This window comes from Pseudoruminococcus massiliensis (assembly GCF_900291955.1).
Lineage (GTDB): Bacteria > Bacillota > Clostridia > Oscillospirales > Acutalibacteraceae > Pseudoruminococcus > Pseudoruminococcus massiliensis.
In genome coordinates this window covers 83,929-110,412 of the sequence record NZ_OLMR01000004.1, presented here as the reverse complement: position 1 = coordinate 110,412, position 26,484 = coordinate 83,929, and the positions used below count along the sequence as shown (strand labels likewise).

28 protein-coding genes and 1 riboswitch are annotated in these 26,484 nt (G+C 38.7%); of the genes, 9 read left to right on the top strand and 19 right to left on the bottom strand.

Annotation, left to right across the window (positions count from 1 at the left end):
• Positions 1-41: 41 nt before the first annotated feature.
• Together C9914_RS07255 and zapA are read right to left on the bottom strand one after the other, a co-directional pair.
• Positions 42-2,159: a U32 family peptidase gene (locus C9914_RS07255; protein ID WP_242972077.1), complete on the bottom strand. Its 2,118-nt coding sequence runs from the start codon at positions 2,157-2,159 to the stop codon at positions 42-44.
• The gene (zapA, locus tag C9914_RS07250; RefSeq protein WP_158707363.1) at positions 2,107-2,634 is read right to left on the bottom strand and encodes a cell division protein ZapA; all 528 of its coding nucleotides are present in this window, start codon (positions 2,632-2,634) and stop codon (positions 2,107-2,109) included. Before zapA ends, C9914_RS07255 begins: the two co-directional genes overlap by 53 nt.
• A gap of 426 nt (positions 2,635-3,060) precedes the next feature.
• Between zapA and C9914_RS07245 the strand changes: the two genes are divergently transcribed.
• From C9914_RS07245 to pdxR, 5 genes are all read left to right on the top strand, one after another.
• On the top strand, positions 3,061-5,466 hold the full coding sequence (locus tag C9914_RS07245) for a glycogen/starch/alpha-glucan phosphorylase (RefSeq protein WP_106764509.1): 2,406 nt from the start codon (positions 3,061-3,063) through the stop codon (positions 5,464-5,466).
• A 518-nt stretch (positions 5,467-5,984) separates the two neighbouring features.
• Complete coding sequence (locus tag C9914_RS07240) at positions 5,985-6,572, top strand: sugar O-acetyltransferase (protein WP_022264436.1); 588 nt, start codon at positions 5,985-5,987, stop codon at positions 6,570-6,572.
• A gap of 137 nt (positions 6,573-6,709) precedes the next feature.
• Entirely contained in the window at positions 6,710-8,107 is a 1,398-nt protein-coding gene (locus tag C9914_RS07235) for an MATE family efflux transporter (RefSeq protein ID WP_106764444.1), read from the top strand.
• A 227-nt stretch (positions 8,108-8,334) separates the two neighbouring features.
• On the top strand, positions 8,335-10,029 hold the full coding sequence (locus C9914_RS07230; protein WP_106764442.1) for a MutS-related protein: 1,695 nt from the start codon (positions 8,335-8,337) through the stop codon (positions 10,027-10,029).
• Positions 10,030-10,061: 32 nt separating this feature from the next.
• Positions 10,062-11,447, top strand: a complete 1,386-nt coding sequence (gene pdxR, locus C9914_RS07225; protein WP_106764440.1) for a MocR-like pyridoxine biosynthesis transcription factor PdxR — start codon at positions 10,062-10,064, stop codon at positions 11,445-11,447.
• A 100-nt stretch (positions 11,448-11,547) separates the two neighbouring features.
• Here the strand turns inward: pdxR and C9914_RS11510 are convergent, their stop codons facing one another.
• The 17 genes from C9914_RS11510 to C9914_RS07150 all read right to left on the bottom strand — a co-directional run bounded on the left by C9914_RS11510 (position 11,548) and on the right by C9914_RS07150 (position 22,038).
• Positions 11,548-11,691 (bottom strand): hypothetical protein, encoded by a 144-nt coding sequence (locus C9914_RS11510; RefSeq protein WP_158707362.1) that lies wholly within the window; start codon positions 11,689-11,691, stop codon positions 11,548-11,550.
• 25 nt (positions 11,692-11,716) lie between these two features.
• On the bottom strand, positions 11,717-12,199 hold the full coding sequence (locus C9914_RS07220) for a putative phage tail protein (protein WP_158707361.1): 483 nt from the start codon (positions 12,197-12,199) through the stop codon (positions 11,717-11,719).
• An 11-nt stretch (positions 12,200-12,210) separates the two neighbouring features.
• A complete protein-coding gene (locus C9914_RS07215; protein WP_158707360.1) occupies positions 12,211-13,272 on the bottom strand; it encodes a baseplate J/gp47 family protein in 1,062 nt (353 codons plus the stop codon).
• A 1-nt stretch (position 13,273) separates the two neighbouring features.
• The gene (locus tag C9914_RS07210; RefSeq protein ID WP_106764436.1) at positions 13,274-13,603 is read right to left on the bottom strand and encodes a GPW/gp25 family protein; all 330 of its coding nucleotides are present in this window, start codon (positions 13,601-13,603) and stop codon (positions 13,274-13,276) included.
• A gap of 14 nt (positions 13,604-13,617) precedes the next feature.
• On the bottom strand, positions 13,618-13,983 hold the full coding sequence (locus C9914_RS07205; RefSeq protein WP_022264443.1) for a hypothetical protein: 366 nt from the start codon (positions 13,981-13,983) through the stop codon (positions 13,618-13,620).
• A gap of 18 nt (positions 13,984-14,001) precedes the next feature.
• On the bottom strand, positions 14,002-14,922 hold the full coding sequence (locus tag C9914_RS07200; protein ID WP_158707359.1) for a hypothetical protein: 921 nt from the start codon (positions 14,920-14,922) through the stop codon (positions 14,002-14,004).
• Positions 14,919-15,443: a LysM peptidoglycan-binding domain-containing protein gene (locus tag C9914_RS07195; RefSeq protein WP_106764432.1), complete on the bottom strand. Its 525-nt coding sequence runs from the start codon at positions 15,441-15,443 to the stop codon at positions 14,919-14,921. The genes C9914_RS07200 and C9914_RS07195 overlap by 4 nt, the downstream gene beginning before the upstream one ends.
• Positions 15,436-15,579 carry a hypothetical protein gene (locus C9914_RS11505; protein ID WP_158707358.1) on the bottom strand — a complete coding sequence of 48 codons (144 nt, stop codon included), beginning with the start codon at positions 15,577-15,579 and terminating at the stop codon, positions 15,436-15,438. The genes C9914_RS07195 and C9914_RS11505 overlap by 8 nt, the downstream gene beginning before the upstream one ends.
• Positions 15,579-15,956 (bottom strand): hypothetical protein, encoded by a 378-nt coding sequence (locus tag C9914_RS07190; protein ID WP_106764431.1) that lies wholly within the window; start codon positions 15,954-15,956, stop codon positions 15,579-15,581. Before C9914_RS07190 ends, C9914_RS11505 begins: the two co-directional genes overlap by 1 nt.
• Positions 15,957-16,400, bottom strand: a complete 444-nt coding sequence (locus tag C9914_RS07185) for a hypothetical protein (protein WP_106764429.1) — start codon at positions 16,398-16,400, stop codon at positions 15,957-15,959.
• A 12-nt stretch (positions 16,401-16,412) separates the two neighbouring features.
• Entirely contained in the window at positions 16,413-16,727 is a 315-nt protein-coding gene (locus C9914_RS07180; protein WP_106764428.1) for a hypothetical protein, read from the bottom strand.
• Positions 16,724-17,089, bottom strand: a complete 366-nt coding sequence (locus C9914_RS07175; RefSeq protein ID WP_106764426.1) for a hypothetical protein — start codon at positions 17,087-17,089, stop codon at positions 16,724-16,726. The genes C9914_RS07180 and C9914_RS07175 overlap by 4 nt, the downstream gene beginning before the upstream one ends.
• A gap of 24 nt (positions 17,090-17,113) precedes the next feature.
• The gene (locus C9914_RS07170) at positions 17,114-18,121 is read right to left on the bottom strand and encodes a phage major capsid protein (RefSeq protein ID WP_106764424.1); all 1,008 of its coding nucleotides are present in this window, start codon (positions 18,119-18,121) and stop codon (positions 17,114-17,116) included.
• Between the two features lie 107 nt (positions 18,122-18,228).
• Positions 18,229-19,164, bottom strand: a complete 936-nt coding sequence (locus tag C9914_RS07165) for a hypothetical protein (RefSeq protein ID WP_106764422.1) — start codon at positions 19,162-19,164, stop codon at positions 18,229-18,231.
• Complete coding sequence (locus C9914_RS07160) at positions 19,157-20,314, bottom strand: phage portal protein (protein WP_106764420.1); 1,158 nt, start codon at positions 20,312-20,314, stop codon at positions 19,157-19,159. The genes C9914_RS07165 and C9914_RS07160 overlap by 8 nt, the downstream gene beginning before the upstream one ends.
• A gap of 10 nt (positions 20,315-20,324) precedes the next feature.
• Positions 20,325-21,575 carry a PBSX family phage terminase large subunit gene (locus C9914_RS07155; protein ID WP_106764418.1) on the bottom strand — a complete coding sequence of 417 codons (1,251 nt, stop codon included), beginning with the start codon at positions 21,573-21,575 and terminating at the stop codon, positions 20,325-20,327.
• Positions 21,562-22,038, bottom strand: coding sequence for a terminase small subunit (locus C9914_RS07150; protein ID WP_106764416.1), 477 nt, complete (start codon positions 22,036-22,038; stop codon positions 21,562-21,564). The genes C9914_RS07155 and C9914_RS07150 overlap by 14 nt, the downstream gene beginning before the upstream one ends.
• A 321-nt stretch (positions 22,039-22,359) precedes the next feature.
• Positions 22,360-22,480: riboswitch (FMN riboswitch) on the top strand.
• A 96-nt stretch (positions 22,481-22,576) separates the two neighbouring features.
• On the opposite strand from C9914_RS07150, the gene ribD reads away from it, so the two are divergent.
• The 4 genes from ribD to ribH all read left to right on the top strand — a co-directional run bounded on the left by ribD (position 22,577) and on the right by ribH (position 26,437).
• Positions 22,577-23,671 carry a bifunctional diaminohydroxyphosphoribosylaminopyrimidine deaminase/5-amino-6-(5-phosphoribosylamino)uracil reductase RibD gene (gene ribD / locus C9914_RS07145; protein WP_106764414.1) on the top strand — a complete coding sequence of 365 codons (1,095 nt, stop codon included), beginning with the start codon at positions 22,577-22,579 and terminating at the stop codon, positions 23,669-23,671.
• Positions 23,671-24,294 carry a riboflavin synthase gene (locus tag C9914_RS07140; protein ID WP_106764412.1) on the top strand — a complete coding sequence of 208 codons (624 nt, stop codon included), beginning with the start codon at positions 23,671-23,673 and terminating at the stop codon, positions 24,292-24,294. Before ribD ends, C9914_RS07140 begins: the two co-directional genes overlap by 1 nt.
• Positions 24,295-24,757: 463 nt before the next feature.
• Positions 24,758-25,972, top strand: coding sequence for a bifunctional 3,4-dihydroxy-2-butanone-4-phosphate synthase/GTP cyclohydrolase II (locus tag C9914_RS07135; RefSeq protein WP_106764410.1), 1,215 nt, complete (start codon positions 24,758-24,760; stop codon positions 25,970-25,972).
• Between the two features lie 3 nt (positions 25,973-25,975).
• A complete protein-coding gene (gene ribH, locus C9914_RS07130; protein ID WP_022264459.1) occupies positions 25,976-26,437 on the top strand; it encodes a 6,7-dimethyl-8-ribityllumazine synthase in 462 nt (153 codons plus the stop codon).
• The last annotated feature ends 47 nt before the right edge of the window (positions 26,438-26,484 follow it).

Here is a 26,484-nt window from a genome sequence, read left to right as displayed (position 1 = left end):
TTTATTTCTCCAAATCATTTAATTTCATTTCAAAAAAGTTTTCAACTTAAACCCCTATAATATAAACCTCTGGTAAATTCTGCTTTAGGGGCATTTTTTTCAACATAATCCTTAAACTTTCCACTGCTTTCAACAGAGTTTTCAACATTAAAATGCAGAATCTCAAAGTCAACATTCTTTATTTCGCTTTGTCTGTCTGAAAGTATAAGCGGAACGCAATTCAGAATTTCACAGCTTTTCTTATCGCAGATTATCGGAAATTCCTTTCCCTTACGGTCACGGATTATTGGTGGAGTTTTGCAATTTTTACAACCTTTTCCGTCATTCTTCGCAGGGCAATTTCTTGTAAGCATAAGCGGAAGTCTGCCATATGAAATTATTCCTCTTGGAATATTTCCGCCAAGCTTTGCTATTTGTGCAAGAGTTAATTCAAATGAAGCCTCCACATCAAGCATACCAAAGGATTCTGCCCATTCAAGTGCGGCAGTATTCGCAAGATTCAAGCCAAAACCACCGTGAATATCCATTCCCAATTTTTTAGCAAGAGCAACTGCCCCGAGATTTGATGCCAAAACCTCATAAACACCAAGTTTCTGCAAATCTTTCAAGCGATTTTCTATTTCATCTTCTCTGCCAAACATTGCTCTCGGAATCTCAGCCGCAATAGCAAATCCTCTATCCATAAGAGAAATTATTTCGCTATCCGCAAGAAACATTGGAACATAAATAAGTTCACAATCGAGAAATTCATCGGGAATATTTCCATTGCGGAATTTTGCACGAAAAACCATACCCTTTGTATTATGTGTAGCTGACTTTGGAAGATTCGGCATTTCAAATGCAATCGGATTAACTTTCTCACGAATTGCAAGCAAAGCTTGTAGCGTATCTCTACGCATAGCGTTAATAGATTTTGCTGACAAAGTCAAGTCACTATCTATTATACATTCTATCTTATCAATATAGAACGGTGTACCGCCCGTTTTATTCAAATAGCCCTCACAGCGTTCAGCTGAAAGCGGAGTATTTATTGCTGTTTCTGGAATATCACCCACTGTCTCAGCAGAGTTTCCGTCATTATCGCATACAATAAGCTTTGCTGCTTTGCTGTTTTTAACTTCAAGCTTAAACGAAACAGGCACAAGTGGCATTTCATTTTTGTAGCTTGTACGAATTTGTGTAAGCAATTTATTTGTAGCAGAAGTCACATCATCTTTAGAGCGTGTTCCAAACATATCCGGGCCAAGCTTTTCGGTATAATAACCGTCAGTAAAGCCTGAACGAGAAAATACAGCACGAAGTTTTTCAAGAATTTCTTCATCAACAAAGCCTTTGTCTAAGCTTTGTCTGCAAGCCGATACCGCCGCCGCAACATATTCAGGACGCTTCATTCTACCCTCAATCTTAAATGAAGTAACACCAATTTCGTGAAGTTCTCTAAGATTGCTTATCAAAGAAAGGTCTTTCAGGCTTAAATCGTGACCGTTGCCACCTGCATTAAAAGGAAGTCGGCATGGTTGCGCACACAAACCACGATTTCCACTTCTGCCACCCAACATCGCACTCATATAGCATTGCCCTGAAACGCTCATACATAACGCACCATGAACAAAAACTTCTAACTCTATCGGGCAATTCATACTTTTCAGTTTATCAGCAATTTCTTTAATCTCAGTCTTAGATAATTCTCTTGCAAGAACAACACGCTCAAAGCCCATATCATAGAGCATTTTTGCCGCCTCTGCGGTATGTACAGACATCTGTGTTGAGGCGTGGAGAGTCATATTCGGTGCAGCTTTTCTTATAAGTGAAACCAATCCCATATCCTGAATAATTATAGCGTCAATGCCTATTTCGCAGGCGTATTTTATAAGATTAAGAGCTGATTCTATTTCATCATCGTGAATAAGTGTATTGCAAGCAAGATGAACTGCAACATTTCTTGCGTGACAATACTTTACTGCCTCAAGCAGCTGTTCACGGTTGAAGTTTCCAGCATTACCTCTTGCACTAAAAATATCCGCTCCAAGATAAACCGCATTTGCTCCCATTCTTACAGCAGGATATATAACCTCAAGACTTCCAGCGGGAGCAAGAAGCTCTGTTTTAAGCATTGTCATCTGAGGAATTTTCTGCTGTATCGTCAGCAGAATTGCCAAAGAAGCTCATAATATCCTCTGCGGCTTCCTCTCGGCTTTCTGTTGTTATAAGTCTTTTTCCTCGGCGAGATGAACGCCTTACAGGAGCGGAAAGTGGTTCTGATGTTTCGTGCGATTTTTTAGAATCCTTATCAGCCAAACGCTGTCTTAAAGTTTCAATTTCCGAGCGAAGCTTTTCTGTTTCTTTTCGGGCATCATCAGCCTCTTCACGAGCCTTTTGTGCCTCCTCAAGATATTCATTGAGTTGATTTTTCATATTTTCTGTTTGGTCAGCAAGCTTTTTAGAGAGGTCGCAAAACTCCAATGCTGTTAAAATAGCAATATTAGAAATTGACACTCTCGGATTTGTTTCCAATGTTTGTTTCATTTTTCTATCTACAACAGAAGCAATCTTCTGAGTATATTCCTCATTATCTTCACTTAAAATATTAAACTCTGTACCACAAACTTTTACTTTAATTTTATTTTTTGACATTTCAAATTCCTCCATTTCAATTTATTATTTTGGGGAAAGTCTTACTAAATTATATAATTCTTATGGCGAAATTTTTCAACCGCCTAATCAAATCTATTATAATACATTTTTGTCGAATTATAAAGCTTATAATTAAGAAAATGTCAGAAATTTTTCTTCAATTTTAAAAATCTTTAATTTATAAATTTTCCCGATATAATTAGTATTTTTTATATTTAAATTATCTCATAATATAGCCAATATTTTCATTAAAATTCAAATTCATATATTCACAAATTCATCTCATAAGTATAGCAATTATTAACTAAAAATAATTTTTAAGTAAATTTGACAAATTTTATTGAAATTATACCGAAAATAGTATATAATTATACCTAAGTTATTTTCCACATCATACGCATTATTTTTTGGAGGGATATTATTATGATGAAAAAAACTCTTACACCAAGTGAAGCTCGTGATATGATTGTTTCTAAGCTTTCACACAACTTCGGAGTAATTCCTACCGAAGCTACTGACGAGCATTACTACAAAGCAATTGCTCTCATTCTTAGAGATATGATGAGCCACGAATATGCAACATTTACAAATGCCGCTGAAGCTCAAAATAAAAAGACTGTTTACTATCTCTGTATGGAGTTCCTTATGGGTCGTTCTCTCAAAAATACTCTCTATAACCTTGGTCTTACTGATGTTATGACAAAGGCTTTGCAGGGACTCAATATCAAGATTGAGAATATATATGAGCAAGAGCCTGATGCAGGTCTTGGCAATGGTGGTCTCGGTCGTCTTGCAGCTTGCTTTCTTGATGGTCTTGCAACACAGGATTATCCTGCTATGGGATATTCACTTCGCTATGAATTTGGTATTTTCCGTCAAAAACTCGTTGATGGCTGGCAGACAGAGCTTCCTGACCGTTGGCTTCCAGGCGGACAAGTATGGCTTCAATCTCATCCTGAAAAGAGCGTAAAGGTTCTCTTTGATGGCAGAATCGAAGAAAACTGGGCAGATGGCTACCACAGTGTTAATCATGTTGACGCAACAGCTATTGAGGCTGTTCCTTATGATATGATGGTTGCAGGCTATGGCGGAAAGGGTGTTTCCCGACTAAGACTTTGGGCTGCTAAGTCCAACGATTTCGATATGAAGCTTTTCAATGGTGGCGAATATATTCGTGCTATGGAACAAAACGCTATGGCAGAAGTTATCACAAAGGTTCTTTATCCTGAAGATAACCACGCAGAAGGCAAGAGTCTCAGACTTAATCAGCAGTATTTTCTTGTTTCTGCTACAATTCAGGATATTGTCAGAAGACATCTAAGAATATATGGCACTCTTGATAACTTTCCAGAGCTTGTTGCTATTCACCTTAATGATACACACCCTGTTCTTGCTATTCCTGAACTTATGCGTATACTCCTTGATGAGTGTGGATATTCATGGGATAGTGCATGGGATATTGTTACACGCTCTATTGCATATACAAACCATACAGTTATGGCAGAGGCTCTTGAGTGCTGGCAGGTCGATATGTTTGCAAGAAAGCTCCCAAGAATATATCAGATTATTGAAGAAATCAACAAACGCTTCTGTGCTGAAATGCATGAAAAAGGCATTGATGGCTCACAAATTGCAAGAATGGCTGTTATCAATGACGGCATAGTTAAGATGGCTAACCTTGCTGTTATCGCAGGTCATTCTGTAAATGGTGTTTCTAAGCTCCACAGTGAAATCCTCAAAGAGTCTGTATTCTCAGATTTCTATAAGGTTACACCAGAGAAATTCAAAAATGTTACTAACGGTATTGCTCATAGACGCTGGCTCAATCAGTCTAACCCTGGGCTTTCTAACCTTATCCTTGACCTTATCGGAGATAAGTTTATCACAGACGCTTCCGCTCTTCAGGGACTTATGAAGTATAAGGACGATGAAAGCGTTCTAAAACAACTTGCAAAAATCAAGAAAGCAAATAAGGTAAAAATGGCTGAGTATATACAGACTAATAACGGAATTATTGTTGACCCTGATTCTATCTTTGATGTACAGGTTAAGCGTTTGCACGAGTATAAGCGTCAGCATCTTAATGCTATTCATATTCTTAGCACATACCTTTGGCTCAAAGCAAATCCAAATGCAGAATTTACACCTAAGACTTATATTTTCGGTGCTAAGGCTGCTCCTGGTTACTACTTTGCAAAGCAGATTATTCAGTTTATTGTAGAGCTTGGCAACCGAATCAACAATGACCCTGATGTCAATAAAAAGCTCAAGGTTGTTTATCTTGAAGATTATCGTGTATCTGTTGCAGAAAAGCTCATTCCATCAGCAGAAATCAGTGAACAGATTTCCCTTGCAGGCACAGAGGCCTCTGGCACAAGTAATATGAAGTTTATGATTAACGGTGCTGTTACACTTGGCACACTTGATGGTGCTAATGTAGAAATTCACGAATCTGTCGGCGATGATAACATTATTCTCTTTGGTATGACAACATCTGAAGTTAATGCTCTCAAGCATCGTGGTTATAATCCTCAGGAGTATTATAATAATAGCCGTGAGATTATGGATATTATCAATTACATTGAAAGAGAGTTCAGTGGAAAGTTCCACGATATTGCAGAATCTCTCAGAAATAAGGACCCATATATGGTTCTTGCAGATTTCTCAGATTATTCTATTGCACAGCAAAACGCATCTGCTCTCTATGCTGACCCAATGCACTGGAACCATATGTCGCTTGTCAATATAGCTCAGGCAGGACGCTTTGCAGCTGACCGTTCAATCAGAGATTACGCTAATACAATTTGGAAAGCTACACCAGTTGAGCTTTAATTGATTAAAAAACAAATCATTTTCATTCCTTAAAATAAAACGAGAGGACACTCCGAAAACGAGGTGTCCTCTTTGCTTTTTTAAAATTTATAATTGACGAAAATTATCTAAAATTGTACAATGTAAAAACAGAGTATATCAACACAGATGACGGTCAATCCTGCTCCCAGAAATGGGGGTGTTGCTATGGAAAACTATGTGACATAGTCTGAGCTAATTCAGCTTATCATAGCATTTGCAAATGTTGGAACATTTATTGTTGCAATCATAGCACTTTTTAGCAATAAAAGGAAATAACCGTCCTGCTCCACCAGAACGGTTATTGATTATTATATAAAGCTGTCTAGGAGCGACCGTGTGTTGGTATACTCTCATTGCTTATATTATACATTTATTCATTAAATATGTCAACTAAATCAAAAATTTTATAATTGACTAATTGACGAAAACTACATAAAAAGATATAATAAGCACTAAATTAATACTATAAGATTTTCAATAACGGAGGTTGATTTATTATGACAGAAAAAGAAAAGGCTCAAGCTGGTCTGCTCTATAAAAGTACTGAAGAAGAATTGAAATCTGAACTTATGCGTTGCAAAAACTTATGTGCTGAATATAACAGACTTATGCCATCACAATCAGAAGAAAGAAAAGCTCTCCTTAAAAAAATTCTTGGCAAGACAGGCGAAAATTTCTGGATAGAGCAATCGTTTTGGTGCGATTATGGCTATAATATCGAGATTGGTGAAAATTTCTATTCGAACCATAATCTCGTCATTCTTGACCCAGGCAAGGTCACATTTGGCGATAACTGCTTTGTTGCACCAAACTGTGGCTTTTATACAGCCGGACACGCTCTTGATGCAGAACAAAGAAATGAAGGCTTTGAAATTGCTCTGCCAATTACTGTAGGCAATAATGTATGGATTGGTGGAAGCGTCTGCGTTATGCCTGGTGTTACTATAGGAGATAATACCATTATTGGCGGAGGAAGTGTTGTAACTAAGGATATTCCTTCGGGTGTTATTGCTGCTGGAAATCCTTGTCGTGTAATAAGAAAAATTACCGAAGCTGATAGGAATAAATATAAAAGAAGTTTGTGAAAATTTCGCCTTGACATTCTCAAAAAAATTCTGATATAATTATAGTCGCCGAGTAGCAAGAGCGTAAATCCAGGAATTGGATTTACGCTCTTTTTTTGCAAAAAATTACAAGTTCTGAGAAAGGAAGATTTTAACCTATGGAAAAAACAAAAATGAACAAAATGGAAATTGTTCCAGTCAATAAACTACTCATAACTATGGGTGTACCTATGATTTTATCTATGGTTCTTCAAGCAGTTTATAACATTGTTGATAGTGCTTTCGTATCTAATATGTCACACGATGGTGAGGCGACCCTGAATGCCTTAACCCTTGCATTCCCTGTACAAATGCTTATGGTGGCAATAAGTATTGGTACAGGTGTAGGCACTAATGCACTCTTATCAAAGGCACTTGGTCAGCGTGATAGTGAAAAAGTCAACCGTGTTGCAGGAAATTCATTTTTCCTTGCTATAATAATTTGTGTCGCCTATATAATCTTTGGCTTAACAGGTGTTCGTGCATACATCTGCTCACAAACATCTAATAAACTAATTCAAAATATGGCGATTGACTATCTGAACATTTGTTGTATAATCTCATTTGGCATCGTATTTTTCTCAATTTTCGAGAAACTTCTTCAAGCAACAGGTCGCTCAATGTTTTCAACCATTGCACAGATTTCAGGTGCTATTGTAAATATTGTTCTCGACCCAATAATGATATATGGTTTACTTAGTTTTCCAGAAATGGGTGTAAAGGGTGCTGCATACGCAACTGTTATAGGTCAGTGCGTTTCGTGCATAGTTGCCTTGATTTTCCACATCAAAGTAAATAAGGAAATCTCAAATAAAGCTAAGTATATCAAACCATCGTGGCAGATTATCAAAGAAATTTATGCTATCGGTTTGCCAGCAATAATAGCACAGGCACTTATGTCTGTTATGACCTATGGACTTAATATTATACTTGGCATACTCAGTGAAGCTGCCGTAACTGCATATGGACTTTTCTACAAAATTCAACAATTTATGCTCTTTGCCGCATTCGGATTAAGAGATGCAATCACACCAATTATATCCTTTAATCATGGTATGAAAAGTAAAGAAAGAATACAAGACGGCATCAAATTCGGTATGATTTATACAATTTCAATTATGCTTATCGGAACACTTTTACTTGAGCTTTTCGCAGAACCATTTGCGGAAATATTTGGTCTTTCAGGCGACACAAAATCTCTTTGTTTAAGTGCTATGAGAATAATTTCTGTAAGCTTTGTTTTTGCCGGTGCAAATATTGCCTTTCAAGGAATCTTTCAAGCTCTCGAAAGCGGTACAGAATCCTTAGTTGTATCAATTTTCCGTCAGCTTATATTAGTCTTGCCTGTTGCATGGATATTCGTAGAAATTATCAAAAATTCAAATACAAGCACAGACCTTGTCTGGTATACATTTTTAATCGCTGAGGCAGTCTCAACTGGAATAGCTTGTATATTTATGAAACGAACCTATAATAAAAAGATAAAAGTCTTAACTCCATGTCCTGTACATATTTAAGCTAAAACAAAAATCACAGCTAAGAGCCATAGATAAAGCTAATATCCAAAAGCAATTTTTAAACCTCCTTGTGTTAATTATTACTCATTATAAATCAAAGCATCTTTATTTATATAATTAAACTATTTTTTCCGTCAAATATACCAACTATATTAGCATATTTGACAATTTTTCTTTAAAGTAGTAGAATATTTTATATATAATAAAGTGAAGCGAGTTTGTTAATTATGAAAAAATTTAGCCTTTTATATCCAAATAGCAGTAACTATGAAGCCAAGGTTCTTGACGAAGCCGCTTGCAATGACCTATCATTTGACTTTCTCTTAGATGCTTTAACAAAAGAAAAATCCGAAAAGCAAATCATCAAAAGAATTTTATCACAAATGGTATCTGACGAAAAGGTTATAAAATATCGCATAGATATTTTTGATGACTTGCTACACCACCCCAAAATGTGTGAAACATTAGAAAATCTTTTAACACAGCTAAGCGACCTATGGGAACTAAAGCGTATGCAAAAAGATACGGAGGTTTCAGCAATATGGGGACTTATTAACCGACTTCGTGAAGTAAACGACTATATTCAGTGTATAACTCAAATGAAGCTTGCTATGGACGAAGCCGACCTCAAATCAGATGGTTTAAAAGAGCTTTATGCTATGGTAACAGAAATATATAATGGCAGTGGTTTTCCACAGCTGAAAAAGGATATTGATGAAACCTTTGCAAAGGCACAAAAGCTAAAGAGTGTGACTGTTGGTGTAAATCTTGATAATCTTCTTCGCCCAAAGGAGGCTGGTGTTGTATCATTAAATGATGCCGAATTTACCCATACAGGATTGCTCAAAAATTTTATGAATTTTGCTGCAAAGAAAACCTCTGAAATTCACGAAGGTGTAGAAGTTGAAAGTATGAATTTTCACCCTGCCGCAACAAATAAAAAGACTTCACTAACAGGTATGAGCATAAATAATGTGGCTGAACTTTCTACACTTCAAATTGAATCATCGCTCACAGGCGGCGACCCATTTTCAGCGGCTATGGAAAAATCGGTATCAAATATTCTCAAGAAAATAGTCAAGGATATTCGAGATGTTCTCCGCAAGTATGTCGATATAAGCGGTTATTCTCTGACATCAATTTCGCCTGAGCTTATTTTCTATATTCGCTGGGCATCACTGATACGCAAAATACAAAATCTCAATCTTCCAATCTGCAAGCCACAGGTTCTGCCAACCTCACAGCGTGTTCTGCAAACCGATGGTTTATACAATCTCAAACTTGCCATAAAAGCTGTCAATGGTGAAGATATCGACATAGTAACAAACTCTCTCGATTTTAATGAGGAACACCGTATCTACATTATGACTGGTCCTAATCGTGGCGGAAAAACTACTTTCACACAGGCTATCGGTCTTATGTATCTTCTGGCACAGCACGGAATATTTGTTCCAGCATCAGAATTTTGGTTCAGTCCTTGCGATACGATTTATACACATTTTCCAGCCGATGAAAATAAGACCGTAGACCTTGGCAGACTTGGTGAAGAATCTGTCCGACTTTCTGAGATTATGCAAAATTCAACTGAAAATACACTTGTGCTTATGAACGAAACCCTTGCCACAACCAATGTTGAGGAAGGTGTATATCTTGCGAGAGATATAGTTCGCTTTATGTGTTATATCGGAGTTCGTGCAATCTACAATACACATATGCACGACCTTGCAAGAAATTTAGAGGCTTTTAATTCCGACCCCGAAATACATAGTCGTGTCGAAAGCATTGTTACAGGCATAGAAAACGGACGCAGGTCATTTCATGTACAGGTGCTTCCACCGCAAAATGCCAGCTATGCAAGAGATATTGCAATAAAATATGGCATAACCTTTGAACAGCTAAAGCAGAGCCGAGAATTAAAATAATTTATTAAAACTTATAAAACGGAGATTTCAATATGACCTATGATTTCATTGAACTTGACCGAAACGGAACTATTCCGCTCTATCAACAGCTATATGACAAAATATCCTCCGCAGTTGAAAACGGTAGCCTTACTATCGGTGCAAAGCTCCCTTCAATTCGTAAATTATCAGAAGATTTACATCTCAGCCGTACAACAATAGAATCAGCCTATCAACAGCTATGTATTGAGGGCTATATAAAGAGCCTTCCACAGAGAGGATACTATGTCCAATCTGCCCCTCAGAAAAACACGATAAAAAATACAAGCTCCGTTTTACCAATAAATCGTGAGAGTAAAGACAACATTCTTTATGACCTCGGAAGTGACCTTGCTGACCGAAACGAAACTGATATAAAGCTTTGGCGTTCACATATAAAAGATGTTCTGAAAAAGGAGAATGTCATAGCCTCCTATGGTGACCCACAGGGAGAGCTTGCACTAAGAAATGCCCTTGCACTTTATAGTCATGGAATCAGGGGTGCTGTTACAGACGGAAGTCGTATTCTAATTGGTTCAGGCACGCAATCACTTTTATACATAATTTGCGGACTTATCTCCGAAATAAAGCCACGCACAGCAGCTATGGAGGAGGACGGTTTTCCACTCGCCGAAAGAGTTTTTGCCGATTGTGGATTTTCCATTCATAAGCTTAAAAGCGATAATGACGGAATCATTCCCGAAGAACTTTATAAAAACGGCTCAAGCATATTATTTATAAATCCATCTTGCAATAAAAACGGACAGCCTGTTCGTATGAGCCGTAGAAAAGAACTCCTCAAATGGGCGGAAGAAACCGATTCAATCATCATAGAAGATGACTACAACGGCGAACTAAGATATAGCTCCCGACCATTTCCTGCACTGCAAAGTGCCAATAGTGAGAGAGTAATTTATATAGGTTCATTCTCGAAAATGCTCTTGCCGTCCGTAAGAATAGGCTATGCGGTTTTAACTCCTGAATTGCTCAAAATTTATGAATCAAGAAACGGCTTTTATAATCAGACCTCATCAAAAATTGAACAGCTTGCACTTGCCGAATATATCAAAACAGGCGAACTTGAACGCAGACTTCGCCGTTTGCGTAAGCTATATCGTGAAAAAAGCTCTTTGATTATGCAAGCTCTCGAAACTACTTTTGCAGATTCTGACCTTAAGTTAAAAGCCACACTTCAAGAAACTGCTCTATGTTTTATACTTTCGCTCAATACAAACCGCTCTATGGCGGAAATGCTTTCACTTGCAAAAAATCAAGGTGTCCGACTTTCCGCTCTAAAATCTGACAAAAAAAATACCACCGAGCTTAAATTAGGCTTCGGTGGTATTCCCACAACGGATATTATCAATGCAATAAATGCTTTAAAAAAGGCTTGGTGCTAAAGTAGTGTATTAGAGAAGTTTATTGACGCGGTCGAAGAAACTACCGAGCGGGCGAACACAGTTCGCCCCTACGATTAGCTAACACACCCCCAAAAGACACTTAAAAGTTTTGCTCAAGCTTTTTCAAAAGCTTGCAGATTCCAAAGGCAGAGCCTTTGGTGGGTTTTAAGGGCAACTCCCTTAACATCTCTTTCTCCTCAAGCGGTGGACGAAGTCCGCCACTTATTTCTTCTATCGTTAGCAATTAGCTAACGCTTTGAGAACTCACCCTAAATTGCCACCCCATTAAAAGTCACATACATAATGAGATGTAATGGTGCAAACCTAAGCAATTCAGCCTTCAGAAATTCTTTTTTATCATCAGCAACCTCTGTTAGTATATCAACATAAATCTTACTATCAGCAATATTCTCAGTAATATTACACTCTAAGCCCAAGGATGCAACTTGTTTTTTAAGTGCGTCCTTTCCTATTATGCTCGGATTTATCTGAAGCCTGTTAATAAGCTTATTTCGTCTGATTTCAAGCGTGTCACCATTCATATAGGTTCTTGCCATAGATTCAAGCTGTTCAAGTCCGTAACTCTCTGCTGTCTGCACGAAACATTCACGCAAAAGCACATCAACCTTATCATAAGCAACTTGCAAAGCAACAGCATAAGCCCTTATCTCTGCATCAATAAGACCGCCTTGTTTAATATCATAAATTTCTGTTGCAGAAAGCTTATTCTTTATGGATTCATATGCAGTCACCACAAAACCCCCTATACAACAGTAATGCTGACCGCTCCAAGCGTATAAAGCTTAGTGCAATCGCCATCATATTCTTTAGTCACGCTTGTATCAAAAATATAATTTTTAACACCATCAATATGATAAATAAGCTCTCCAAGCTCGCAGTATTTAACCCCATCGCCAACACAAAGCTTTCTGAAATATTCAGCTATTTCATTCTGAACCTGACTTTTAACATCATCAGCATAATATCCGTCCTTAACAGAAATCGACAGCTTTATTACCACGCCTGTCAAAGTGGCATTTTCAACTGAAACACTAATATTTATACCCTTTTTATCATTCATTTCTTGCTGTAAAGCAGAAACCACCTCATCACTACACTTTGACGCACGACCTGCAATATAAACTCCAACAGTTCCCGTACCTTGAGCAAGTGGCTTTATACCAACAGAATATACACCGTCTACACCTAAGGCAATTCGTCTGTAATATTCCTCGTTATCACCATTTGACGGATTATAATAGCTTTCAGTAATTCTTTCACGCAAAGACTCATCACTTTCTGCTGATGCACCACCGCTGAATATACTTGAGTTATTTACACTGATAGCCTCTGAAAAGTAAGTTACAATAGAAGTAACACGATTCACAGGAATATTATATTCCGAACCGCCATTTTCTGCGTGTGCCTTAACCATAACAAAGCTTTCATTCACAGGCAGAACGGTATCCTCATCAGTAACATATCTCAAACCTCCGTCACTCACCGCACAAACCGTTCCTTTCGGAACAGTAAAAGAATACGAAAGCGGTCTTTCTACATAGAACATTAGCTTTCCGCTTGCCTTTATAGCAGGCTTTCTTTTAAGACCTCGCATTTCTGCGTGTTTGTCGAGATATTCGCCCGTCGCGGTTGTAGGAAACATCTGTCTTTTAAGAAAATCAATACTACTTTCAAGCGAAAAGATTTCCCCTGCAAGAGTTTTCATTCTTATACCTATATCTGATGCATCATCAGGCACATAGCCAGCATTTTTTTCAAATTCAGTTTGCATTCTCTCAAGAATTTCACTATAAGTTTCGCTCATTTTATCCCTCCTCATCTTCAAATGGAATTTCTATCATAAAAGCCCCAAACTCAGAATTAAATTTAGCTTTTAAAGCTCCTTCTTCGATATAAGCTGAAATCAAATCCACATCAAAAAGCTGTGGCAAAGCTTTTCGGATAAGCCTGATAAGCTCGCTATTTTCCGTCTTAGCTGTTATTTCACTTCCAAGCTTTCGGTCATATATAAAACCTCCAAGCTTTGCTTTTAATCTTATATAAATTTGCTGTTTAAGCTCATCAAAACCGCTTATAGGTATCGGCTTTCCAGCGGAATCCTTTTTCAAATCTCCATTTTCAAGCAATAAATCCAAGCATTCCACCTCCACTAAACAGACTTGCCATTTATGGTAACATCTCCACAAATTTCAATCTTTCCATCAGCCATAAGCTTTATAGTAGCCGTACCATTTTTATTTGAGAGAAAAAGCTCACCGGGCAAAGGGCAATCGTTCGGATTAACTCTATCCATAATAGTACCCACGCATACATCACCGCTCTCGGTTTTAAGAACAACCGCATTTTCATCAATCTTCGGCGAAAAGCTTATTCCACTCGGAGCCGCAATAGTCAGATGAGAAACACCGTCCCTGCCAACAGCCGTAATTTCCGAATTATTCGCCGAGGAAATAGCCGCATTTATGCAGTTACTTTTAGCTTGATTTCTCTTTGTAATGTTCTTAGCTATCCACATTCAATATCAAACCTCCATTCAATTACACAATAAATTCAAGATTGTAAGCTCATTGTCGCCGTCAGCCTCATATCTCAGCTTATTTACTCTAAGATTTCCGAGCTTGTAATCGGGCAGGACAATCCAATCCCCGATATTAACAAGCACCCTGCCAGAAATAGTAAGATTCAGCGTATCATAAAGTTCATTAGATTCCTCGATATTCTCGTAACAAGATGCAATTCCAACACCGCCATTATCAACAGCATTGAGATAACGCACCGAATCAACACCAAGTCTTTCGGCATTTTCATTGTTTATAATCATCTCATAACCGTTGCCACGCAAGGTTCTGACACGATATTCCGAAATAAGCTCACAACGCTTTCTAACTCGGCTCAACGAAATAATTTTATGCTCACCCTCATTAGTAAGCACCGTAGTTTCGCCCTCGTTTTCGGAAATATCAATCACACCGTCCTCATTAACTCTCGGATATGTACCAAGAAACTTTCTGCAATATTTTTCAAGAACACTCCATTCGCTCTCACCTTTGGCAATGCTCATACTTCCGCTTTTAGGCTTGTCGTTGCCGATATACTCCTTAAATCCTAAGCGTGAGAAATTTCTCTCCATAAAAAGCTGCATATCAGGCAAGCAACAGCTTTGGGGCATAGCCTCATTATCAAGCAGCAGAGCCGCAAGACTTCTTGCATTGATTTCAAGTATAATTCCACTCTCTGAAATAGTTTCAACCTGCTCATCAACAATTCCACGAAACACGCATTTAGAGCCGTCAAAAACAGCAATTTCAGCATATTCTATTCCATTTATACCAGAAAGAAAAAGCACATCAAGACTATCAGCCGGAACATTCTTTTCACGAATGAGTGTAACACTTTTCGGATTAAAAAAGATATATTCATTCTTCAAAGCGTCTTTCAAAATATATTTCATCAAAGCCTTATCACCTCTCCCGCATCAAAAGCCAAATCAGGACGCATAACATTCGGATTTTTTTCAAGAAGTTCCTCAACCACAATATTGTTATCGTATGAAATATCCCAAAGAGTTTCGCCACCCTTTGCTATATAGCTTTTAGGTGTCTGCACCTCAAAGTGTTTCGCTGAAGTATCCTCGCAAAAAGAAAAGCTGTATTTAATCAAACTATCCGAGGGTTCTTCCAAAAGTTCAAAATTTTGAAAAAACGCATAAAAAGGTTCAATCCCCGGAAGTAAAAGCAAACCCGAACCTCCGCTCAGAAAAAGCTTGCGAATCTCCGCAAACTGCTTTTCGCAATCATAGCCGACAAGCTCACCCTCTCCACTGATTTCACACGCTTTTCTTCCAAAGCTCACAGTATTTTCTGCCTGAAAAGGCACAGAATTTTTAGTAACCCTTGCCCTATGCCTAATCTTAATAACACTTGGATTTGTTGCAAAGCTATATCCCTTATATGACATCTTTTCCAGCTTATTCATCTTGACCTCCATCTAATTGCCTTGGATAGCGTCTTGCTTCTCTCTCAACATTATCCGAAACAGCCTGTGAAAGTACAACTGCTTCTCTCAGCCTGTTCATTTCACTTTCAAGCATTTCATTTATATCACCTTTCATTACGCCATAGCACTCTCCGTTCTTTTCTTAGCAAGAATTTCAACTTTCTCAATAACATTGTTTTTGTCGAGTTTTTCGCTGTGAATATTAAAGTAACAGCCATCAAAAGCAAATGCCTTATTTCCGATAAATATTTCTATTGAAACGCCATCAGAATTAAACAGATTAACATCGAAAGCTTCAAAAACAACACTTTCAAGAATAAGCCTATACTGCTCTCTGCCCTTGATAATTGCAGTTGGTTCAGTCATAAAACACTCGTAAACCTCGTGTAGCTTTCTTTCGGTGATAATCTCACAGCTTTTTGCTGTACAAAGCAATTTTCCACCAAAATTGATTACAGCATTACTACCCTTAAACGCTGAATAAACTGCCATTTAGATTTCCTCCTTAAAGACTTCGGCTAAAGCGTCTTTTCCACCATAACAGCCGCAAATATCAATTTCAGCCTCCGCACAATAAGCATAAGGCTTAGTTGTATATTCACAAGCAAGAAATCTCATATCTCCTATTTCATCAGGAAAAATACTTTTCAGCTTTTTGCATATCCTGCTAAGAACTTCGATAACCTCTCCACTATCACCATTTTCGCAACTATATGCCTTGATATGTATTTTTCGCTTTATGCCTCGACAAAGCTTTTCAGAAAGCAAGCCGTCCTCGTCATCACATTCCGAGAAACCAATCACCGCATAATTATCCCTTACAGGATTTTGTATTTTATTCTGCGAAAAAGCCCCCAAAATTTTGATATTCCAAAGCTCAGTATCTTCTTTCAAAGCATTTTCATACTTTTTGCAATCAACAAAAATACCTCTCACCCCCCGATAAATCTATCTAACAAATTTTTTCAGATAGCATTGTGCATAAAGTCCTATCTTACCAATAGATACCATATGCTTGCTCAAAATCACATAGCTTTCATTACGACACTCTACTTTATCTCCACGCTTTGCGTCAATGACAAGTTCCGTTCCGCATAACATAACAAAACATTCCTCATCAATGCAACCGACTTCCTGACGAATTTTATCCGAGAAATCGCTTTTATCAATAAGTGGATAAATCACCGCAAAATCAACCTTATCATTGATTTTGGTTTCAGCACCTATTCGGCGAAAAATTCTTTCTATCCTGCTTTTTTTCATACAATCCTCCCGAAGATAAAGCCATCATCACGCAGAAAGTCCTTAACTTCAAGCAACACATCTTCCCATACCGCATCAGCATATTTCATACTGTTTTCATTCGTGGAATTAACGCTAATTTCACCGACTTTAAAACCACTACCTTCACCATTTGCAATATTTCGCTGTATATATCTTATAAAGGCAAGAGCAGCGGCAGCCCTGTTAAGGCTGTCACCGCATTCCTCCTCATTTATATCAGATTTAAGTCTTGCCCTTAAAGAACGCACCGCATCTTCGCAAAGGTTTTGATAGTTTCCTCTTTCAGACTCAGAAAGCTCTGCCAGCTTCAAAAATATCGCAATAACCTCATCAATACTCATACAGCACGCACCTCAAAGATAAAATTAAGAAAGCTTCATTGCCTTAGAAGCACTTGCACAAATCTTTCCAAAGCCTGTTGTAATACTTATTGCGGCTCTCTCAAGCTGTCTGTCGATAAGCTTGTCATAGTCAGTAATAACACCACCAGATTCAACAAGTTCAAGTGAGCAGTTCTTGTCAAGACCGATAATAGTATTAGCGTCCATAGACGGAACATGAATAAGCTTTGCACCAAGTGGAGTAATCATACTGCCAGTACCGTGGAAAGTAAGTCCTGCGGAGGCATCTCTCATTTCAGGAAGTGCGAGAAGCTTTTGCATTAAAGCGGTAGGAGCAAGAATAGTATTAAGTTCATACGGAGCAAGTCCTGCCCAAAGGCTTACAAGGTCTGTATAGTTGATGTCACCCGTTGCACTAATAACTGTTGCCGGATTTTTATTTCCGTCACCATTAAGAATAACGCTCACAGCATCCTTGAGCTGTTCTCTTGCAATCTGCATACCAATCTGACTAAGCATAACAGTAAACAAATCAAGACGCTGAAATCTCAAAGCCTCATAAGATGCAGAAAGAATTCTGCCACGCTTATTAAGCGAAATAAGACTGCCCTGTGTCTTAATAACAGTTTCAGGAATAGTCGCAGTTTCCTTAACAATATCAAAAGTAGTCTTGTCATCAGAAGGGTCAGAAGTAATAGAGCGATAGTCCATACCATCAATTCTTGTAGTTGCTGCTACAATATCCGGAATTACATCAGAGCGTTCCATACCGACAGCAACCGCTCTTGAAACATATTCAGGGAATAAAGCCGCAGAATCGGAATTTTCAAAAAACTTTTCAACTCTGTCAGATGACTTGCCGCTGACCTTAATATCAAAACGCTTCAACTGTCGCTGAAAAGCGTCCAAGCCCTCAAGAGCAGTTCCCTTATAATTTTCAGACGGGTCAAGCTCCTCAAGAATATCAGTAAGGCTCTTGCCCTTGTTAGCATACATACCCTTTTCGATTTTAATAGTTTCAAACTTTGCCATAAAAAATTTCCTCCTAAAATTAAAATAAATTTTTTGTTTTATAAGCTTTTAAATCAAATCACTACTTGTAAGGTTTAGTATATTCAACTTAAATTGCGTGTCTGTCCTTAAATGCCTTTATAGGCATTATTCTTTTTGCTTGTAACCTCGTCTTTAACCTTGCCAAGCTGTGGAACACCCTTGCCAAGTCTTGCCGATTTCTTTTCATATACCTGCTTAAATGCTTTAAGTTCAGCAAGCGTCATTTTTTCAGTAACGCTCTTAACAGCCTCCATAGGCAATTCCGGCTCAACAATTGCATAAAGCCTTGTCACATCTGCTTGAAGTTCATTTCGATAAGCCTCACCGTCACGAGCCTTTGCCTTGAGTATATCAAGTTCTTTTACAAGCTCCGCAACCTCGCTTTTACTTAAAACAACATCACCACTTGAACCAAGCTTTTTAAAAATGTCCTCCACTTCGTTTTCCCCTCTCATAAATTCATTAAATGCTTTTATAACACCAGCTGACCTCTGAGCGGGAACAGCCACAAACGACCATTCATAAGCGTCCTTAGGCTTGCTCAAAACCGCATAGCACAGCTTTCCGCCGTAGCTCTTACCCTTAATATGTGAACAGTTCTTAAAGTCCGAACCACATATTGAACAAACACTCTTGCCCATAGAGCAACCAACACTTACTTCCTTTTTGATACCGCTGTCAAGCTCAAGGATAATGTCCTTATTCTTTTCACTAATCGGCATATAAGCTTTGGCAATAAGCCTTTTATACTGCTCTCCATAACTTGTCAACTTTCCGTCAACAGTTTCAACCTTGCAGTCATAAATTCTTGCGGTCTGATTTTCAGCCGTAGGATTGTGGTCAAGAATACCGCTCTTGCCGATATACATTTCTGCTAATTTTTCAAGAGATGTGCTGTCAAAGCACTCAAAATCTCTGTCAATTTCGTTATCGCAAAGCACAACAGAAAATGTATAAACTTCATCAGCCGAAAACCTTCTTTTTGTATATTGATTGATTAAATCAAGTTCCTTGCTATCCATTGATTTCCACCTCGTTTCTCAATTTTATATTTTGAATTTCAACAGCCTCCGCATTAGCGTTGTTAAGTCGAGCCTGTGCAAGCTCGGTTTCGTCTTGAAGATTGATGTTATCCCATTCAATTGTAAAATTGCAGTCGAAACCAATCGTTCTAAGATAAACCCCACAGATTTTTCTGATAGTCGGCTCAAGCAAACGCCTGTAATATTCAAGCTCACTTGTAAGAATATCCGCCTGCTGAGATGCCATTCTTTCCGTTGAACTCCATTGAAGTCCGAGTAAAAACGGCGGAATTGAAAGCTTTGAAACTATCTGCTCCAAAAGCTGTCTTACAGGAATTTCGCTATCGAGAATCTGATTATCCGCACCGATAACCTTTATGCTGACATCGCCTACCGAAACGAAATCCGAGGCTCTGCTGTCACGCATAGTTTCGCTCCAAGCCTTGGCAATCTGTTCGGTTCTTTCCTTTGCAAAGGCTCTGTCATTACTGTCAGTTGGTTTATACGAAACCGCAAATCTCACATTTCCGACTCTCTCCCAGTTTGTACCGACTGTATTAAAAATCGTCAGCAAAATTCCACTTATAAACGGCAAGCCTTTTAAAAGAGAAGTTCCATAAACATTTCCCGGCTTTGGCGAAAGTGTGCAAATAGAAATAAGCTCATCCATATCAATTGGAACATTCCCCTCGATTTCCTTTCTATAAATTCTCACATCAAGAGGATTGTTTCCTCTTTTCAACACAATGTCATCAAGGCTCGCATTATATAAAGCACTTACCTCACAATTTTCAGAAAGCACAACCTCGCCGACAGCCGTACCATAGGTCAAAAGCTGTTCCAAAAAGCACGAAACAAAAATATCAATTCCGACACCCGTACCATTGACATTAACTCTTCTGAGAAACTCCGCAAGCTTAATCTGAGCGTTTTCGTCCTCGCATATAGCCTTAAACCCACCAACAAGACGAACCGTCTTTTTTATTGCAGCGTCAATTACAGGAATAGCCTCTTTCAGCGAATCATAAAGCTTAAATTCACAGCTTGTAAACGGCGAATAACCGCTTAAATCGCTGAATGGGTGTACATTTCTTATTCCGCTTGCCGTCTGAACGGGTGAAAAATTTTCTTTTCGTTTAAAAAGCTTCATACCTCATCACCTACCTTTCTGCGGAAACGGCAAAGAAACCGCCTCCGCTCTTATTCAAGAGCGTTGTCACAAAATACCTCATATCGTCCATAGCGTGGTCATTTTCTTTTATAGGAGCATCACGACCATTGCTATCCCAGCGGTAAAGTCCAAATTCTCGGATTATATCAGTACACGCTCTGCAAATCTTAATTTCGCCCTGTTTTAAAGCTGTCGAAACTCTTCTTATACCGTCAAGGACATTGTTTTCCGCAGGATATACTGCGAATTTTCCCTTTCTTCTGATAAGCTCTATAAAGCTTGCCGCTGATGGGTCAACCGTAATTCTTTCAACATTCCTATCGCCCACTAATTTCAGTAAGCCCTCGTAATGTTCTTCGTCTGTTTTTTGATTACCCTCTCTGCGTGAATCGAAGTAATATTCATCAATTCTGTACCATACAGCACCCTGTCTGCCCCAAAGTCCGAATGAAGCAGGATTCACCGTACCGTAATCACACGAAACGACATATTCATCAAATCCACCCTTAGGTTCATCATAAAAGGCTGTAATATCGCTCATAAAAGGATAAACAAGACCTTCTGCGGCAACCCATTTTCCAAGCACAAAGCGTTCATAAAAAGTTCCCGAATAAAGGCTCTCATAACGCTTAATCATCTCTTTAGAAAGTGACGGATTATCCTGCATAGTAAAATGCAGATATAGGGCATTTTTCTCCTTGCGTTTCTGAATCCATTCTGTATAGAACCAGTGCTTAGGAAATTCAGGATTGCAGTTGAACCAGAATTTCGAGCCTTCAACGGAACATCTCGCAAGAGCCTGTTCAACAAAGGAACGAACCAACAATGCCGCCTCATCAAACATAACCCCCGAAAGTGTCATACCTTGAATCAACGAAGCCGAACCCTCATCACGGCCTCCGAAAAGATAGAAACGATTTTTCTTATCGTGATAGCTTATGTCAACATAATTTGCCGAAACTTTTTCCTCACAGATAAACCCTTGATTTTTAAGCAATGACATCAACGGAACTAAAACATTTCTGCGGACAGAGCGAATAGTTTTTCCGCAGATTGCAAAATCACCGCCGTTAAACCTCGCAAAAGCCCACAATACAAATGAAAGACTCATACAAACTGTTTTTCCACTTCTGACCGCACCATCGCAAATAATAGCGTCATAACCGCTATCCTTGCTCTCTGGATACCACCATGTCAGAAGTTTAAGCTGTTTTTTAGAAAAGCTTTCAATCTTCGCCATAGTCATCAGCCTTTTCTAAAGCCTTCGCACCATTCTTGATTGCATCGAAAAGTGAGCCTTGCTTTTTACTGCTTTCCTTATCGAAATCACCCATTTTTTCAAGTGCTTTAAGCCTGTCAAAAAACTTAATTTCCATTGCACCGTCCTTAGGCTTTTTAATCTCTGCAATATTTGTGAGGTCGAGCTTTTCAATCTCATCATCAGATAGATTTTCGCAATAGAGAAGCTTTATTGCGTCAGTCACCTTCCCTAAAGCAAGCCTTTCATAACCAAGACACGCCCTTGCCTGACTACTTTTAATCATAGTTTCGCAGATAGCGTTAATTTTTTTGCGAATATCCGCTCTGCAAAGAAGATGCGGACCATCTTTCTTTGGATTTTCATATCCCGCAGAATCTGCGGCTCTGACTGCATCACCCCACAGGGCAAAATATTCGCAAAATGTCTTTTCCTTTTCAGACATTCTGTTTCTTATACCCGTTTTTACATCATTCCTTTCATTGAATGTAGAGATATTTTTTATCTGTCAGCACTCCGTCAAATTTACTGTCTTAAAAAAGTACCTCTCACTATACCCGACGAAATCAAAAAAATTTGACCTCAAAAGGTCAAATTTCATAATTTATTTACCATTTATTAACAAAATATTTAATATTAAATAATCGCAATTGATTTATAGTAATGTAATTTTAATATTTTCAAATACCTGCTAAAAACAATTTTTCATTCGCTTTTTTATTACTCTTGCATTTTCTCAACCACTGTGCTATACTTTATCCACAATATAATTCTTCGGGGCGAGGCGAAATTCCTCACCGGCAGTTATAGTCTGCGAAAAGTGCTTGCACTTCCGATTCGGTGAAATTCCGAAACCGACGGTATAGTCCGGATACGAGAAGATTTATCTTTGACAGCATATAGGCTGTCTTAATATCATTGCATAAAAATTGCCCCGTATGATTTTATTTCATACGGGGCTTTTCTGTTTGGTGGGATTTATTATGAATGATGAATTTTATATGCAGCGAGCCATAGAGCTTGCTAAGAGAGGCGAAGGCTTTGTTTCGCCAAATCCTCTTGTCGGAGCAGTTATTGTCAAGGACGGCAAAATCATCGGTGAAGGCTGGCACGAAAGATGCGGTGAACTTCACGCCGAAAGAAACGCCCTTAAAAACTGCAAAGAACCAACTCAAGGCTCTACAATTTATGTCACTCTTGAGCCTTGCTGTCATTATGGCAGAACGCCTCCTTGCACAAAAGCAATTATTGAGGCAAAAATCAGCCGAGTAGTTATCGGTTCTCGTGACCCAAATCCGCTTGTTTCTGGCAAGGGTGCAGAAATTCTGCGTAAGGCTGGAATTGAAGTTATTGAAGACTTTATGCGTGATGAATGTGATAAACTCAATCCGATTTTCTTTAGATATATAACAACCAAATTGCCCTATGTTTCGCTCAAATACGCAATGACAGCCGACGGCAAAATCGCAACATATTCCGGAAAATCGAAATGGATTACAAATGAATTTTCGAGAAATGATGTTCACCGCCTGCGTAAAAAGCATAGAGCCATTATGGTTGGCATAGGTACAGTTCTTGCAGATAATCCTATACTTAATTGCCGAATTGAAAACGGCAGAAACCCAATAAGAATAGTTTGCGATAGCAAGCTAAGAATACCGCTTGATTGCAATATCTGCAAAACCGCAAACGAAATAAGCACACTTGTAGTTTCTGCGATAGAAGATTCAGAAAAGCAAGCCGAGCTTGAAAAAATGGGTGTAAAAACTCTCATACTTCCTGATAAAAATGGAAAAGTCGATTTAAAAAAGCTTATGCAATATCTCGGCGAAAAATCCATTGACAGTGTACTTATCGAAGGTGGCGGAACACTTGCATATAGTGCCTTACAATCGAAAATAGTCAACCACATTTATTCCTATATTGCACCGAAAATTTTCGGTGGAGAAAATGCAAAAACACCAGTTGAAAGCGTTGGTGTAGAAGCTCCTGATGATTGCTTCAAGCTAAAAAGAACCAATGTTCGTGAAATGGGCAGTGATATTCTTATCGAATATGATGTTCTGGAGGTACAGTAATGTTTACAGGAATTATCGAAGAAATTGGCACTATAAGAGAGGTTCGTTCTGGCAAGCTTAAAATTTCCGCATCAACTGTCCTTGAAGGAACAAAGGTCGGCGACAGCATAGCTGTAAACGGTGTCTGCCTAACTGCGACAAGCATTGACGGCAATTCATTCACTGCTGATGTTATGCCCGAAACACTCAGACGCTCAAATCTCGGCGAACTCCACCCAGGCTCTAAGGTCAATCTTGAAAGAGCCGCCGCAGTAGGTTCAAGACTTGGCGGACATATCGTTTCTGGACACATTGACGGCACAGGCAAAATCATCTCTATAAAGCGTGAACAAAATGCCGTATGGGTAACAATCTCTGCAAAAAGCGAAATTCTTGAACTTATTGTCGAAAAAGGTTCTATTGCCATTGACGGCATAAGTCTGACTGTTGCAGAAGTCACAGACGAAAATTTTTCCGTTTCATTGATTCCGCATACAAGTGAGGTTACAACCTTGCTTTCAAAAAGAGTTGGTGAGGTCGTAAACTTAGAAAATGATGTCATAGGAAAATATGTCAAAAAACTTATGGGCAAGAGTGAAAAAAAAGGCATAACACTTGAGTTTCTCGCCGAAAACGGCTTTTAGCGGCGAGCCGCCGCTCCCAAGACGCGTTCAACTTTTTCGTTAAATTATTGTTTGCTATTCGCGTCTAAGCTTTTTTAATTAAAAGTTTTGCTCAAGATGGCGAGCCGCCGCTCCCAAGACGCGTTCAACTTTTTCGTTAAATTATGAATTGCTATTCGCGTCTAAGCTTTTTTAATTAAAAGTTTTGCTCAAGATGGCGAGCCGCCGCTCCCAAGACGCGTTCAACTTTTTCGTTAAATTATTGTTTGCTATTCGCGTCTAAGCTTTTTTAATTAAAAGTTTTGCTCAAGATGGCGAGCCGCCGCTCCCAAGACGCGTTCTACTTTTTCGTTAAATTATGATTTGCTATTCGCATCTAAGCTTTTTAATTAAAAGTTTCGTTTAAGGCGACGAACCGTTGCCCACAAGTCATTACTCGCCAAAAATCGCATAAATAAATATATTTAGTCAAGGAGGTTAATATATGTATAAATTTAATACTATTGAAGAAGCTCTTGAAGACCTTAGAGCAGGCAAAATTATTCTTGTCACAGATGACCCCGATAGAGAAAACGAGGGTGACTTAATCTGTGCCGCAGAATTTGCCACACAAGCAAATGTAAATACTATGGCTACATATGCCAAAGGTTTAATTTGTATGCCTATGAGCAAAGAATATGGCAAAAAGCTCAATCTTCCGCAGATGGTCAGTGAAAACACCGATAACCATTGTACTGCTTTCACCGTTTCTATCGACCACATAGACACAACAACTGGTATTTCTGCCGCAGAGCGTTCATATACAGCTATGAAGTGCGTTGAAGACGGTTCAAAGCCTGAAGATTTCCGCCGTCCAGGACATATGTTTCCGCTTATAGCAAGAGATGGCGGTGTACTCGTCAGAAACGGACACACCGAAGCCACCGTTGACCTTATGCGTCTTGCTGGCTTAAAACAAGTTGGTCTTTGCTGTGAGGTTATGGAAGATGACGGCACAATGATGAGGACAACTAATCTCAAAAAGCTTGCCGAAAAACTCGATATAAAATTCATCACTATCCACGACTTGCAAGATTACTGCCGCCGTCACGAAAAGCATATCATTCGTGAGGCTGTCGCAAAATTACCGACAGAATACGGCGAATTTAAAATTTATGGCTATGTAAATGACATTACAGGCGAACACCATGTAGCACTTGTTAAGGGAGAAATCGGCGATGGCAAAAATCTTCTTTGCCGAGTACATTCCGAGTGTTTAACAGGAGATGTTTTCGGTTCACGCAGATGTGATTGTGGAAAACAGCTCGCAAAAGCTATGGAAGTAATCAACAATGAAGGCAGAGGCATTATACTCTATATGCGACAAGAAGGTCGTGGCATAGGCTTGATTAACAAGCTCAAAGCCTATGAGCTTCAAGAAAATGGCTTTGATACTGTTGAAGCAAATATCAAGCTTGGCTTTGCACCAGACCTCAGAGAATATTGGATAGGTGCTCAGATTCTTGCTGATTTAGGTGCTAAGGAGCTTAGACTTCTCACCAATAATCCGGAAAAGGTTTACGGTCTTGACGGTTTTGGCGTAGAGATAGTCGAAAGAGTTCCAATAGAAATTGCTCCACAAAAGGACGATATTTTCTATCTCAGAACTAAAAAAGAAAAAATGGGACATATTTTCAATGAAAATTTAGAGGAGGAATAAATAATGAAAATTATTGAAGGAAATGTAGTAGCAGAGGGCATTAAGATTGGTATAGTAGCATCAAGATTTAACGAGTTCATCGTTTCTAAGCTTCTCGGCGGAGCAAGAGATGCTCTTGTTCGTCACGGTGTCAACGATGATGATATTACAGCAGCATGGGTTCCAGGTGCATTTGAGATTCCGCTTGCCGCACAAAAAATGGCTGATTCAGGCAAATATGATGCAGTTATTTGCGTAGGTGCAGTTATAAGAGGTTCAACATCTCACTATGATTATGTTTGCAACGAAGTTTCTAAGGGTATTGCTACTGTTGGACTTAACAGCAAAATTCCTGTTCTTTTTGGTATTCTCACAACAGATACAATCGAGCAGGCTATTGAAAGAGCTGGCACAAAGGCTGGCAATAAGGGTTACGATGCCGCAACATCTGCAATCGAAATGGTCAACCTTATGAAACAATTATAATCCTAAAAAGCCAAAACAGGTACTTGCATTAAAGCGAGTACCTGTTT